The following is a 13,873-nucleotide window of genomic DNA, read 5'->3' as shown; positions in this document are numbered from 1 at the left end:
ACCCGTCTACGCAAACTCAACATCAAACTACCCTTCTCATGATAAACTCGAACCTGTTCGCATACAGGCTGGCAGGCGGTACCGGAGGAATAAAGATATGTCGATGCCGACCATCTTCGTGTCCCACGGAGCACCGACGCTCATCCTGAGCGACGCGCCCGCACGCGCCTTCCTGGCGGGCCTCGGCCAGCAAATTCCGCGCCCGACGGCCATTGTCGCTGTATCGGCGCATTGGGACACGGACGTGCCTGTCGTCTCGGTGGCCCGCAAGCCCGATACAATCCATGATTTCTACGGATTCCCGGAGGCGCTGTACCAGTTGCGATATGCCGCGCCCGGTGCGCCGAAGCTCGCAGAGACGGTAGCGAAGCTCACAGGCGCCGCGCACGATCATCATCGCGGTCTCGATCATGGCGCCTGGGTGCCGGCCATGCTGGGCTGGCCCGAAGCCGATATCCCGATCTTCCAGCTCTCGGTGCAGCCCGCGCTCAGCCCCGCGCATCACATTGCCCTCGGCCGCAAGTTGGCGCCGCTGCGCGAGGAGGGTGTGTTGGTCATGGGCAGCGGCAGCGCGATCCACAATCTGCGCGCCCTAGTCCGAAGCGAGGATGCCTCGGAGCCCGAGCCCTGGGCGCAGGCCTTCGACGACTGGCTGGCCGACACGGTGGAGAAGGGCGACGGGGCGGCGCTCGCGGACTACCGCGCCCGCGCCCCCTACGCCCGCGAGGCTCATCCGACGGACGAGCACTTCCTGCCGCTGCATGTCGCGTATGGAGCGGCCGGCGAAGGTGCGCGGGGTCGGGCGCTCCATCGCAGCTTCACGCTGGGGAACCTGTCGATGGCCGCCTACGCGTTCGGGTAAGGGCGCCCCGCCTCAAATCATCAGATCGTAGTCGTGCGCCGCGCGCGCGGCGTCCAAAGCCGTGGTCCATTCCGAGACGGCACTGGCGTCCTTCGCGGCGATATTGGCCAGGGAGAGTTCCGCGAGCGACACGTCGGTCAGCTTGTAGGTCTGGTTGTTGCCCTCGACGGTGATGACCGTCGAGCCGTTCACCTCGGCGATGGAGAAATTGTCCTTGGTCATCCAGCTGAAGTCGAGCGTGTCGAGGGCGGTGTCGAAATCGATCGCCTTGTTGGTGCCCCAGGCCCAGGTGATCGCGAACGTATCGGCCTTTCCATTGCCCACGTGGCCCTGGTCCGGCGCGCGATCGTCGTTGACGATGGTGCCGACGGCGGTCGCATCGGCAAGGGTGGCGCCGCTGGCATTGGAAAGCGTGACCGCGAAGGTCTCGTTCCCCTCGAACACGGTGTCACCGCTGATATCGACATGCACCGTCTTCGAGGTTTCGCCCGCCGCGAAGGTGAGGGTTCCGTTGGTAGCCACATAATCCGAGCCGGCGGTCGCAGTGCCGTTGGCGGTGGAATAGGCCACCGTCACGGGGCCCGTGCCGGCCTTGTCGAGCGTCACGGTGAACATGAAGTGGGCGTGCTCGCCATTGCCCTCGGCGACCGCGAGGTCGGCGATGGAGAGGGCCGGCAGTACCGCAGCATCGTCGTCGACGATGGTGCCGATGGCGGTGCCGTCGGCGATCGTGGCGCCGGCGGAGTTGGAGAGCTTGACCGTGAAGGTCTCGTTGCCCTCGGCAAGCAGGTCGCCCGCGATGTCCACATGGACCATCTTGGTGGTCTCGCCGGCGGCGAAGGTGACGGTGCCGCTGGAGGCGACATAGTCCTCACCGGCCGTGGCCGTGCCGTGGGCGGTGGAATAGGCCACTGTCACCGGGCCGTCGGCGGCCTTGTCGAGCGTCACCACGAACATGAAATGGGCGTGGTCGCCATTGCCTTCCGTCACCGAGAGGTCGGCGATGGAGAGCGCGGGAAGCGCACCGTCATCGTTCCCGGTCACGCCATCGGTCGCCCCGGATGCCCCCGTCACCGTGCCCCCGCCGGCAATGGGCAGGTTGAAGTCGACGATCTGGATGTTTGATGCCTGGCCCATGCCGATCTTGCCGGGCAGGTCGTCCTCGCGGACCTGGGTGAAGGTGAACTCGAAATTGGCCGGGGAGAGGTCGGCCCGTATGACGCCGAGCAGGATGAGCTTCTGGCCCGTGCTGAGATCCGCGATGACCACGCCTTCGGTGCTGTCGCTCATCGAGAGGTTTTCGCGGCTGCCGTAGAATTTGAAGCTCACCACGTCGGTCGAGGGATCGAAGGCAACCCGGTCCACCTGTCCGACTTCATGGGAGCGCATGTAGACGGTGTCGGCCGCGAGCACCGGTCCGTTCTCCCAGGCGAGCGCGCCGCTCAGCGCCTCGCGCAAATGATTGTTGTCGATGAACCCGAAATTCTCCACCGAGAGGTCGGCGAGCCGGACGCCCTGCACGATCACCGTCTCGCCGCTCCAGGGGCTCATGAAGCCGAAGCCCTGGGGCGTGTCGATGATGATGAAGGAATGGATGTTGGCGTTGCCGAGGTCGATCCTGTCCACCGACGGATTGAAGCCGACGATGTCGGCGCCGCTCACGGAGCTGATGAGATAGACCTTGCCGGAACCGTTGCCCGGATCCTGCACCGTGTCGTCATCGGTGATCTGCCCCACAGCCGTGGCGTCGGCGATGGTTGCGCCCGTGGCGTTGGAAAGCGTGAGCGAGAAGGTCTCATTCGCCTCCACGACGGTGTCGCCGTTGACGACCACGTGCACCATCTTCGAGGTTTCGCCGGCCGCGAAGGTCAGTGTTCCGGCGAGTGCGGCATAGTCTGAGCCCGCGGCGGCCGTGCCGCTGGTGGTGGCGTAGTTCACCGTGACGGGGCCGGTCGCGGCCTTGTCGAGCGTGACGATGAACATCAGCTCGGCGCTGCCCGAATCCCCCTCGCGCATGGAGACGTCGCCCACCGAGAGCGCGGGCAACGTGGCCGCCGCATCGTCGTTGGTCAGGGTGCCGGTTGCCGAGCCGTCGGCGATGGTCGCGCCGGAGGCACTGGCGAGATGGACGGTGATGGCCTCATTGCCCTCCACCGCCGTATCGCCCTTGACCGTCACCTGGATGGTCTTAGACGTTTCCCCCGCCACGAAGGTGAGGGTGCCGCTGGCGGCAACATAGTCGCTGCCGGCCGTGGCGGTGCCGTCGGCCGTCGAATAGGCGACCGTGACCGGGCCGGCTGCCGCCGCGGACAGGGTCACGGTGAAGGTCATGAGCCTGGTGCCGGAGTCGCCTTCCTGTAGCGACACGTCGGCGATGGACAGGCTGGGCATCGCCGGCTCTGCCGAGTCGAGGGCCGCGTCCCATTCCTGGACCGCGCCCGCGTCCTTCGCGCGGATATTGTCCATGCTGAGCTCGGCGAGCGTCACGCCGTCGAGCCTGTAGGTCTGGTTGTTGCCGGTGATGGTGATGATCACCGAGCCGCCCACCTCGGCGATGGAGAAATTGTCCTTCTGGAACCAGCCGAAATCGAGCACGTCGACGTCCGGGTCGAAGGCGAGGACCGTATTGGTGCCCCACATCCAGCTGATGGTGGTCACGGTGGCCACGCCGTCGCCACCTGTCCCTCCGCCAGTGGAGCCACCAGTGGACCCACCCGTGGAGCCGCCGTCCGCCTGGGTGCCGTCCCAGCCTGCATAGTCGGCGACGGCGCCATCATTGTTGAAATCGTCGTGCCAGAGCTCCTCGGCGAAGGCGAGTGTCTTGCCCCTCTCATGGGCGGCGATGAGGGTCGAAAAGCTCGGCGTGTCGTAGGCGCCGAACTGCTGGATGTATTTGAGGATAGAGGTGCCGTATTCGTCGGCCGAGGCGCTGCCGTTGTTGAGAAGGTCCAGCGTGCCCCAGGCCCCGCGCAGATGGGCGGCAGCGAGGATGCCGGTCAGGGTGAGCGTGACGGTGACGCTCTGCCCGTTGGTGTCCACATAGGTGCGCTGGGTGCCGATCAGCGCGTCGAGGCTGGTGCCCTTGGCCTCGAGTCCGCTCTCGATGACGTTGAGGTTGTAACCGAAGGCATCGAGGATGATGGCTTCCTGGATGTCGGTCTTGAGCGTGTCGAAGCTGTCGACGCCGTTCTTGCCGGTGAAATTGCCGGTCCACAGGTTGCCGGTATTGTCCAGATAGTAGCCGAGGTCGATGAGCAGCGGCTCGCCGAACTGATAGCCGACGAAGCCCAGCGAATTCACGGAGGTGTACTGCATGTCACGCCAGGAGAGTTCGCCGGCCTGATAGGCGTTCCAGTTGTCGTCGCCCACCCAGCTCCGGATCTGGGCCTCGGTGATCTGTCCCGAGAGATAGCGATCGTAGTCGACGCCCGATTCGAACGCCCGCAGCGCGTCCAGAAACTCCGTGAACGTCCCGTTCGACATGACTCGCCCCTCCGACTCCAACTCAGGTACCGATCTCGCGATATCCGTATGTGGTACTCTGATACCATAACCGTTCGATGTCGCACCCGTCCAAGGGCCGCAATCAAGCTGTGATATCCTAGTGACTCATTGGAGCGCGCTACTTGAGTAGCGCGTTCCAAAGAAAAACGGGGGCGCCTGAGCACTCCGTTTCGACAAGACCAGAACTGGGCTCTCACTCACGATCCATTGATCTTCCTCACCATCTCCGATATCAGATTGCGAACCATTCGCATTGCCAAGGTATCTGGTGCAGCCGGCGGAGACGCTCGCCCTCTACAGGGAAAATCGCGACGAGCTGCTGAACTATGCGGCGCGGATTGTGCGCGACCGGGCGAGCGCCGAGGACATCGTCCAGGAGGCCTGGCTCAAATTCTCCGACCGGCTCCAGCAGGATGGCGAAGTCGGCCAGCCTCTGGGTTACCTCTATGCGATCGTCCGGAACCTGGCGCTGAACCTCGTCCGGCGCACGGCCAAGCAGGGCAAGGTCGTTGTTGCGGTGCCGGAGGTCGAGAACGTCGTCTACGACGTGCCCTCGGCTGAGCAGGTCCTCCATTACAAGGACGAACTCAGAGTCATGGCCGAGGCCATTGCCGAGTTGCCCGAACGCACGCAGACCGCCTTTCGCCTCTACAAGATCGAGGGCAGGCCGTTGCGCGAGATCGCGGCGCAGCTCGACATCTCGGTGCCGCGAGCCCACCAGCTCGTGAAGGAAGCGGGCCTGCACGCGGCGCGGCGCGTGCTGGGCGACGAGCGCCCATCGAAATAAATTTCTCCATCGCCTTAAACCGGCAGCGCGTCCTTGATCTATCAAAGGGGGAGCGCGTCTTGCGATCCCGCCGCGTGAACCCAGGACATTCTTGAGCCGAGTGGAAACCCCAGAGCAGACGCCCCGAGAGCAGGCCATGGACTGGCTGCTGCGGCTGGAAGCCCATCCGGATGACCGCTCCGTCCGGACGGAATTCGAGGCGTGGCTTGGCCGTCCGGCGAATGAGGCCGCGTTCGACGAGATGAAGCGCGTCTGGGCGCGGCTCGACGCTCTCGCGACTCCGGTCGACGAACCGGAGGCCAAAGCCTTGCCCCCGCTGCCGGCCATCGCCGCGGTCCCATCTGCGCGCCCGAGCCTGCTGCGCCGGTCGCTGGCGCTGGCGGCCGTTGCGCTGATCGCTTGCGCCGCCGCGCTGTCCTGGCCGGCGCTGCGCCTGCAGCTCGAGGCCGATCATCTCACCGGCACGGCCGAGACGCGCACCTTGCGGCTCGAGGATGGCAGCCTGGCGATGCTCGATGCCCAGAGCGCGGTCTCCGTCAATTTCACGGCTGGCCAGCGCGAGATCGTGCTGCTGGAGGGCAGCGCCTTCTTCGAGGTCGTGCCGTCGACCGAGCGTCCCTTTGTCGTGCGCGCGGCCGATGTCTCGGTGACGGTGGTGGGCACCGCCTTCGCCGTGCAGACCAACTCGCGGCAGGTCGCGGTGTCGGTGCAGTCCGGCATCGTGCGGGTGGCCAGTGCCGTGGGCGCCCCGCCGGCCACGCTGACGCGCGGCGAGCGTCTCACCATCGATCGGGCGACCCGGCACGATGTGCGGAGCGAGGTGGCGCCAGAGGATGTCGCGGCGTGGCGCGACGGCCGCCTGATCGTGCACGACATGCCGCTGCGGGCGGTGGCCGACGAACTCGGCCGCTACCAGAGCGGCGTGATCGTCTTCGAGGATTCGGCAATGGCGGACCGTCGGGTCAACGGCGTGTTCAACCTGCGGCGTCCCGTCGAGGCGCTGACGGCGGCCGTGGATACGCAGAGCGGCAGGATCCGTTTGGTGACGCCGTACTTCATGCTGATCTCGGGCAAATAGGCGCCTCGCATCCGCCTGAACTTTTTTGTGTCTTTCGCCTTAATCGGTGGCTCGCCGCTTTGTCGTGAAAGTTAGAGGCGGTCGCATCGTCCGCCTCGTGGTCCTCCGTGAACCCGCCGGCACGGAGCCGGGGGAGTGTCGAAGCGTGAGCCAGTCGAAGCGTAGGGTATCCGGCAAGGTCGTTCTGTTGACGGCGCTGATGGGCAGCGCCGCCCTCGTTGCCGCCAAGGCGCAGGATGCGCTCGCTCAGGCAGTCGTCGACGATCAGCAGCAGGCGCAGGCTGGCGCCGCGCCCGTCGACTTCAACATTCCCGCGCAGCCGCTGGCGCAGGCCCTGACGCAGTTCGGCCGGCAGTCCGGTCTTCAGGTGGCGGTCGATGCCGCCGCCGTCGCGGGCAAGTCGAGTGGCGGCGTGTACGGCATGATGAGCGCCCAAAGCGCGCTGCAGCAGGTTCTCGCTGGAACTGGCATCACCTACCGCTTCACCTCGCCGACCGCGGTCAGCGTCGTCGGGCCCGCACCTGGCGCCTCGGGCGCCCTGCAACTCGATCCCGTCCAGGTGCAAGGCAATCTCGCTCCCTCGCAGGCTGAGATTGGAAATCTGCCGCCGCCTTTTGCCGGCGGTCAAGTCGCGCGAGGCGGTCGGGTCGGCGTTCTCGGAAACCGAGACTACATGGACACACCGTTCAGCAGCACGGTCTATACCGAGAGAACGATCCAGAATCAGCAGGCGCTGACCCTGACTGAGGTGGTCGCCGTCGATCCGACCATACGCAGCATCTATCCGCAGGGATCGCTGGACGATCGCCTCATCATCCGTGGTTTCCAGGTCTTCGTCCGCGACATGGGAATGAACGGGCTCTATGGCATAAATCCCGAGCCCTCGATCGGCATGGTCGGCATCGAGCGGGTCGAGGTTTTCCGAGGACCTACAGCCATGCTGAACGGCATGGCCGCCAACGGTGCCATCGGCGGTACGATCAACTTCGTCACAAAGCGTGCGCCCGACGAAGGGATCTATCAAGCGACGGCCCGCTACATGTCGAATTTGCAGTTCGGCGGGGCGCTCGACGTCGGCAAGCGCTTCGGTCCGAACAAGGAGTTAGGCCTTCGCGCCAATGCGGCTTACAGCGGCGGCAACACGTCGGTCTCGAATAATACCGACGATCTCCTCCAACTGACGCTCGGTGCCGACTATCGCAGTGAGAACACGCGCATGGACGCCGACTTCGGCTATCAGAAGCGCATCATCAACGGGCCTCGCCTTGGTACTTTCCTCGCCGCGGGCGTCAACGTGCCACCGGCGCCGAACGCCCAGAACAACTACAACCAGCCCTGGGAATTCTTCAGTTTCGGCGATCTCTACGGCATGGTCCGCCTGGAGCATGATTTCAGCCGGAACTTCACGGGCTACATCAAAGCCGGTGGACGCAATTCCACCCGTGATTCGCTCACCACCATTTCGACGCTGTTGAACACCCAGGGCGGCATGAGCGGATCGTCGATCCGGACGCTCGCTTTCCTGGACACGTTCTCGGCCGATGTTGGCGTACGCGGCAAGTTCGAGACGGGATCGATCCGTCATGAGGCGGCGGCCAATGTGACTTACCAGAAGGAACTCAGCGGCTTTCGCAACACGGCGGGCTTCGCGCCAGCCTTTGCAAACAACATTTACACGCCCCAGGTCGTCGCCGCCCCGAACGTTCCGGGCGCCGCGCTTACGCCGCCGGCGCCGACGTCGGACACCGTCATGACGAGCGTCGGGCTGGTCGACAGTCTTTTCATGCTGGATGACCGCGTGCAGATCATCGCCGGCATCCGGAACCAGCGTATCCAGCTTTCGAACTTCAGCCCCATCACCGGTCTCGTCACGCCAGCAACGCCGGGTTCGGATCAGGGAGCGGTTACACCGACCGTGAGCATGGTAATCAGGCCCTGGAAGGAGTTCGCACTCTACGGCAACTATATCGAAGCGCTTGAGCGCGGGCCGATCGCCGGTGCCGGCACCTTGAATGCAGGTCAAGCCTTCGCGCCTTTCGTGTCCCGGCAGTTCGAAGTCGGTGCGAAGCTTGATCTTGGCAATTTCGGGGCAACTCTCAGCGCCTTCCAGATCACGCGGCCCAGCTCCTTCACCTCGGCAGGTACATTCACCGTGGATGGCCAGCAGCGAAACAGCGGCATCGAGTTCATCGTCTTCGGCGAGCCCTTGCCCGGGTTCAAGCCGCTGGGGGGCTTCACCGTGCTCGATCCGGTCCTGACCAATACAGCCGGTGGGCTGAACAATGGAAAAACCGCGCCCGGTGCCGCCCGGTTCCAGGCGAACCTCGGCTTCGACTGGGATATGCCATTTCTCAAGGGGGTCGGTGTTTCGGCGCGGATCCTCTATACGGGGCAAGCCTACATCGATCCCGCGAACACACAGGTCGCACCGGCTTGGGCACGCGTCGATCTCGGCGCGAGTTACACCTTCGAACGGCCGGACGGCAAGCCGCTGACGTTGCGCGCCAATGCCATCAACGTAGGCAATGCCAACTACTGGATGGCGACGAACGGCTTCATGACCGAAGGCCTTCCGAGAACGTTCATGCTGTCGCTGACGGCGGATTTCTGAGTCGGCGCGGTGAGGCTTGCCTGGACGATCCTTCATCGCTGGATTGGTCTCGGGATTGCGGGCTTTCTTTTCGTCTCAGGTCTAACCGGTGCGGTCATCTCCTGGGATCACGAGCTGGACGAATTGCTCAATCCGCATCTGACGGAGGCAAGAGTTGCGGGGGTGGCGCTGCCGCCCCTGGACCTAGTCGAGAGGGTCGAAGCCCGCGACCCGCGCCTCCGCGTGGCGTCGTTTCCCTTTGCGGTCGAGCCCGGTGAGGCGATGCCCATATCGGTTCGGCCGACCGTCGATCCGGCGACGGGCAAGCTCCATGAACTGGGATTCAATCAGGTGTTCCTGGATCCCGCGACGGGCGAACAGCTCGGCGCGCGTGAGTGGGGTGCCGCATGGCCGATCAACCGGGAGACCTTCGTCTCCTTCCTCTACAAGTTGCACTACAGCCTTCACTTGCCCGAGATATGGGGCGTCGACCTGTGGGGGCGCTGGTTGCTGGGCGCGGTCGCCATCGTCTGGACGATCGATTGCTTCGTCGGATTCTATCTCACGTTGCCGACACGTCGCTCCGCCAGGCACGGACGAAGCTGGTGGTTGCGGTGGAAGCCGGCGTGGCAGATCAAGGTTTCGGGTAGCCGATACCGTGTCGCCTTCGACATACATCGTGCTTTCGGCCTGTGGCTCTGGGCGATGCTGTTGACGATCGCGTTCACGGGGTTCTCGCTCAATCTTTATCGCGAGATCTTCTATCCGCTGATGTCCTTGGTCTCGCAGGTCACGCCCAATATCTTCTCGCAACAGCCGCCGGCTGGACGGCACCAGCCGATCGAGCCCGCGATGGGCTATCGCGAGATCGTCGAACGCGCTCGCTCAGAGGTGGCACGAAGAGGGTGGTCCGAGCCGATGGGCAGCGCCTTCTACACGCCGGGGTTCGGCATCTATGGCGTCCGATTCCATCGGACCGGTGCCGATCGCGGAGCGGCCGGAGTCGGGCCCGCGATCCTTTATTTCGATGGCAGGACCGGCGCGTCGCTCGGTGCGCGCCAGCCTTGGACTGGGACAGCGGCCGACATCTTCCTGCAGGCGCAGTTTCCATTGCACTCGGGGCGCATTCTCGGCTTGTCGGGCCGCGTCCTGATCTCGGTGATGGGCTTGGTCGTCGCCGCGCTGTCGGTCACGGGCGTGGTTATCTGGTATCGCAAGCGGCGCGCGAGGCTCGCGGTGCGGCGCGGCCGAGCCGAGAGAGCGAATCTCGCACCCGCCGAATGAAAAACGGGGGCGCCTGAGCACCCCCGTTTCTACGAGATCACAACTGTATGGAGTGTGTTACGCGGCTTCCGCCAGCGCCACGCCCTTTTCCTTGAAGACCTGCTCGAGTTCACCCGTCTCGAACATCTCGCGGATGATGTCGCAGCCGCCGATGAACTCGCCCTTCACGTAGAGCTGGGGGATCGTCGGCCACTGGCTGAATTCCTTGATGCCCTGGCGAAGTTCCGGATCGACGAGGATGTTGATGCCATGGAACTTCACGCCGAGCTGGCTCAGCACGTCGACCACCGCGGCCGAGAAGCCGCACTGGGGAAACACGGGCGTGCCCTTCATGAACAGCAGAACGTCGTTCTTGCCGATCTCGTCGCGGATACGCTCGAACACCTGGGGTTCGCTCATGATCGATCTCCGTGGGGCGCCTTCGGGGCGCGGGGGTTGCCTGAATATAGGGCGTTCAGGGTCGCTGCGCCATGGTGGTCAGCTTGAGGGCGTGGAGAACGCCCCCCATGCGGCCGCCCAGCGCGCCATAGACCATCTGGTGCTGCTGGATCTTCGATTTGCCGGCAAAAGCGGCCGAAATGACCGTTGCTGCATAGTGATCGCCGTCGCCGGCGAGGTCCTGGATCTCGACCTCGGCGTCCGGGATACCGTCCTTGATGAGGCGAATGATGTCGTCTGCTTGCATGGGCATGAGAAATCCTCAGGCGGCGCTGTTCATGTAACCGGGCAGCCAGTCCTCGTGGGCATTGCGCAGCTCCTGGAGCGGCACGCTGAGCAACCCGTCGACCGTGATGTTCGGCCCGCCGGAATAGCCCAGCAGGACGGCCGGGACGCCTGCCTTTTGTGCGGCCTCGACGAGGGCGCCGCCATCGTCGGTGGCGATCAGGTAGCGACCCTGGTCCTCGCCGTAGAGATAGGCGTGCGGGGCGGCGATGCCCTGGGGGAGCTTGATGCAGGCGCCGGTGCCGCCAGAGAGGCACATTTCTGCGAGCGCCACGAGCAGGCCGCCGTCGGAGAGGTCGTGGCAGGCATGGACGCGGCGACCGACGATCTGGCCGCGCACGAAGTCGCCGTTGCGACGCTCGACGGCGAGATCGACCGGCGGCGGCGCCCCTTCCTCGCGGCCGTGCAACTCGCGGAGATAGATCGACTGGCCGAGCCAGCCCTTCGTCTCGCCGATCAACACAAGGGCGAGGCCCGACTGGTCGAGGCGCGAACCCGCCGAGGTCGCAATGTCGTCGATCACGCCCACCGCGCCGATGGTCGGGGTCGGCAGGATCGGCCGGCCCTCGGTCTCGTTGTAGAGCGAGACGTTGCCCGACACGACGGGGAAGTCGAGAGCGGTGCAGGCCTCGGCCATGCCCATGATGGCGCCGGCGAACTGGCCCATGATCTCGGGCTTCTGCGGGTTGCCGAAGTTCATGTTGTCGGTCACGGCGAGCGGCCGGGCGCCGACGGCGGTGATGTTGCGCCATGCTTCAGCCACGGCCTGGCGGCCGCCGGTCTCGGGATGGGCCTGCACGTAGCGCGGCGTGCAGTCCGACGTCATGGCGAGACCCTTATGGCCGGCGCTCTTGGTGCCCTGGGGCGCGGCGGGCACGCGCACCAGCGCGGCGTCACCGCCCTGCGGCCGGATCGCCGTGTTGCCCATGATGAGATGGTCGTACTGGTGCCAGATCCACGCCTTGCTCGCGAGATCGGGGCAGCTCATCAGGGTGAGCAGCGAGGCCTTCCAGTCTTCCGGCGCCGGCACCTTGGCGGCATCCAGCTCGGCCGGCAGCGGCGTCAGGGTCCACGGCCGCTCGTACATCGGCGCTTCGGTGACCAGCGGCGGGATCGGGATGTTGCCCACCACGTCGCCGTGCCAGGTCAGCACCATGCGCTCGGTATCGGTGAGATGGCCGATCACGGCGAAGTCGAGTTCCCACTTCTCGAAGATCTTGCGCGCCTCGTCCTCGCGGCCGGGCTTCAGCACCATGAGCATGCGCTCCTGGCTCTCCGACAGCATCAGCTCGTAGGGATTCATGCCGGTCTCGCGCATCGGCACCTTGTCGAGCTCCATGACCAGGCCGAGCCCGCCCTTGGCCGCCATCTCGAAGGAGGAGGACGTGAGGCCGGCCGCGCCCATGTCCTGGATGGCGATGATGGCGTCGGTCGCCATCAGCTCGAGGCAGGCCTCCAGCAGAAGCTTCTCGACGAAGGGGTCGCCGACCTGCACCGTCGGGCGCTTGCTCTCGCTGTCCTCGTTGAACTCGGTCGAGGACATGGTGGCGCCGTGGATGCCGTCGCGGCCGGTCCTGGAGCCGACATAGACCATCGGATTGCCGATGCCGGCGGCGGCCGCATAGAAGATCTTGTCGGTCGCGGCGACGCCCACGGTCATGGCGTTGACCAGGATGTTGCCGTTGTAGGCGGCATGGAAATTGGTCTCGCCGCCCACGGTGGGAATGCCCATGCAGTTGCCGTAGCCTGCGATGCCGGCCACCACGCCGGACACGAGGTGCCGCGTCTTGGCGTTCTCCGGATCGCCGAAGCGCAGCGCGTTGAGGTTGGCCACCGGCCGCGCGCCCATCGTGAAGACGTCGCGCAGGATGCCGCCGACGCCCGTCGCCGCGCCCTGATAGGGCTCGATGTAGGAAGGATGGTTGTGGCTCTCCATCTTGAAGATGGCGGCCTGGCCGTCGCCGATGTCGATGACGCCGGCATTCTCGCCCGGCCCCTGGATGACCCACGGCGCCTTGGTCGGCAGCTTCTTCAGCCACACTTTCGAGGACTTGTAGGAGCAGTGCTCGCTCCACATCGCCGAGAAGATGCCGAGCTCCACCATCGTGGGCGTGCGCCCCATGATCTTGAGCAGGCGCTCGTACTCGTCCGGCGCCAGACCGTGCTCGGCCACGATCTGCGGGGTGATCGCCGGCTCGTTCGGCAGCTTGACGGGCGGGTTCTTTTCCGGGGCAACGGTCACGACGCGTCTCTCACGAAAGGGCTTCCACCATGCCCTCGAACAGGGCCTTGCCATCGGTGCCGCCGAACATCGGCTCCACCGCGTTCTCGGGATGGGGCATCAGCCCCAGCACCGTCTTGGTGTCGTTGAAGACGCCGGCGATGTTGCTGCTCGAGCCGTTGGGATTGCCGCGCCCGTCGACGATCGAGCCGTCGGGCCCGCAGTAGCGGAAGGCGATCTGGCCACGATCCTCGAGCCGCTTCATCGTGTCGGCATCGGCGAAATAGTTGCCCTCGGCATGGGCGACCGGCACCTTGATCACCTGGCCCGCCTGGTAGCGGTTGGTGAACAGGCTCTGGCTGGTCTCGACCCGGAGATGGACGTCGGCGCAGACGAACTTGAGGTGCGAGTTGCGCATCAGCGTGCCCGGCAGGAGGCCGGCCTCGGTCACGATCTGGAAGCCGTTGCAGATGCCGAGAACCGGCACGCCCTGGGCGGCGCGCTTCTTGACCTCGGCCATCACCGGCGACTGCGCGGCCATCGCGCCGCAGCGCAGATAGTCGCCGTAGGAGAACCCGCCCGGCACCACGATGAGGTCGACCTTCTCGAAGTCGCCGTCGCCGTGCCACACCATCTGCGGCCGGCGTCCGGTGACCAGCTCGATCGCCTGCGCCACGTCGCCTTCGCGATTGGAGCCGGGGAAGACGAGGACTGCGGCTTTCATTTCATGATCTTCCGCTGGCGGCGCGCCACTCCGTGGCGCGTCGTTGTTGATGAAGACGAAGATCGCGCCACTGGAGTGGCGCGCCCCCAGCCAAGACGCG

Annotated in this window: 10 protein-coding genes; 5 read left to right on the top strand and 5 right to left on the bottom strand. The window is 65.3% G+C overall.

Annotation, left to right across the window (positions count from 1 at the left end):
- Nucleotides 1–97 precede the first annotated feature (97 nt).
- Complete coding sequence (locus EPO41_RS28415; RefSeq protein WP_296332671.1) at nucleotides 98–862, top strand: class III extradiol ring-cleavage dioxygenase; 765 nt, start codon at nucleotides 98–100, stop codon at nucleotides 860–862.
- Nucleotides 863–874: 12 nt separating this feature from the next.
- Here EPO41_RS28415 and EPO41_RS28410 read toward each other — a convergent pair whose 3' ends face one another.
- Nucleotides 875–4,345 (bottom strand): Calx-beta domain-containing protein, encoded by a 3,471-nt coding sequence (locus EPO41_RS28410; RefSeq protein WP_296332669.1) that lies wholly within the window; start codon nucleotides 4,343–4,345, stop codon nucleotides 875–877.
- A 274-nt stretch (nucleotides 4,346–4,619) separates the two neighbouring features.
- Here EPO41_RS28410 and EPO41_RS28405 point away from each other — a divergent pair, with 274 nt between their 5' ends.
- From EPO41_RS28405 to EPO41_RS28390, 4 genes are all read left to right on the top strand, one after another.
- Nucleotides 4,620–5,153 (top strand): sigma-70 family RNA polymerase sigma factor, encoded by a 534-nt coding sequence (locus EPO41_RS28405; RefSeq protein ID WP_296332667.1) that lies wholly within the window; start codon nucleotides 4,620–4,622, stop codon nucleotides 5,151–5,153.
- Nucleotides 5,154–5,289: 136 nt separating this feature from the next.
- Nucleotides 5,290–6,231 (top strand): FecR domain-containing protein, encoded by a 942-nt coding sequence (locus tag EPO41_RS28400; RefSeq protein WP_296332665.1) that lies wholly within the window; start codon nucleotides 5,290–5,292, stop codon nucleotides 6,229–6,231.
- Between the two features lie 145 nt (nucleotides 6,232–6,376).
- A complete protein-coding gene (locus EPO41_RS28395; RefSeq protein ID WP_296332663.1) occupies nucleotides 6,377–8,842 on the top strand; it encodes a TonB-dependent receptor in 2,466 nt (821 codons plus the stop codon).
- Nucleotides 8,843–8,851: 9 nt separating this feature from the next.
- The gene (locus tag EPO41_RS28390) at nucleotides 8,852–10,105 is read left to right on the top strand and encodes a PepSY-associated TM helix domain-containing protein (RefSeq protein WP_296332661.1); all 1,254 of its coding nucleotides are present in this window, start codon (nucleotides 8,852–8,854) and stop codon (nucleotides 10,103–10,105) included.
- Between the two features lie 57 nt (nucleotides 10,106–10,162).
- Here EPO41_RS28390 and grxD read toward each other — a convergent pair whose 3' ends face one another.
- Genes grxD through purQ form a run of 4 tightly spaced genes read right to left on the bottom strand, consistent with a single transcriptional unit; the run spans nucleotide 10,163 to nucleotide 13,773 of the window.
- Nucleotides 10,163–10,504, bottom strand: a complete 342-nt coding sequence (gene grxD, locus EPO41_RS28385; protein ID WP_296332659.1) for a Grx4 family monothiol glutaredoxin — start codon at nucleotides 10,502–10,504, stop codon at nucleotides 10,163–10,165.
- A 55-nt stretch (nucleotides 10,505–10,559) separates the two neighbouring features.
- Nucleotides 10,560–10,796 carry a BolA family transcriptional regulator gene (locus EPO41_RS28380; protein ID WP_296332658.1) on the bottom strand — a complete coding sequence of 79 codons (237 nt, stop codon included), beginning with the start codon at nucleotides 10,794–10,796 and terminating at the stop codon, nucleotides 10,560–10,562.
- A 9-nt stretch (nucleotides 10,797–10,805) separates the two neighbouring features.
- Entirely contained in the window at nucleotides 10,806–13,034 is a 2,229-nt protein-coding gene (gene purL / locus EPO41_RS28375) for a phosphoribosylformylglycinamidine synthase subunit PurL (RefSeq protein ID WP_296332930.1), read from the bottom strand.
- Nucleotides 13,035–13,080: 46 nt separating this feature from the next.
- On the bottom strand, nucleotides 13,081–13,773 hold the full coding sequence (gene purQ / locus EPO41_RS28370; RefSeq protein ID WP_296332655.1) for a phosphoribosylformylglycinamidine synthase subunit PurQ: 693 nt from the start codon (nucleotides 13,771–13,773) through the stop codon (nucleotides 13,081–13,083).
- Nucleotides 13,774–13,873: the final 100 nt, after the last annotated feature.

The organism is Reyranella sp., assembly GCF_004297265.1.
In the GTDB taxonomy this organism is placed as follows: Bacteria; Pseudomonadota; Alphaproteobacteria; order Reyranellales; family Reyranellaceae; genus Reyranella.
This window is presented reverse-complemented; position numbering and strand designations above follow the sequence as displayed.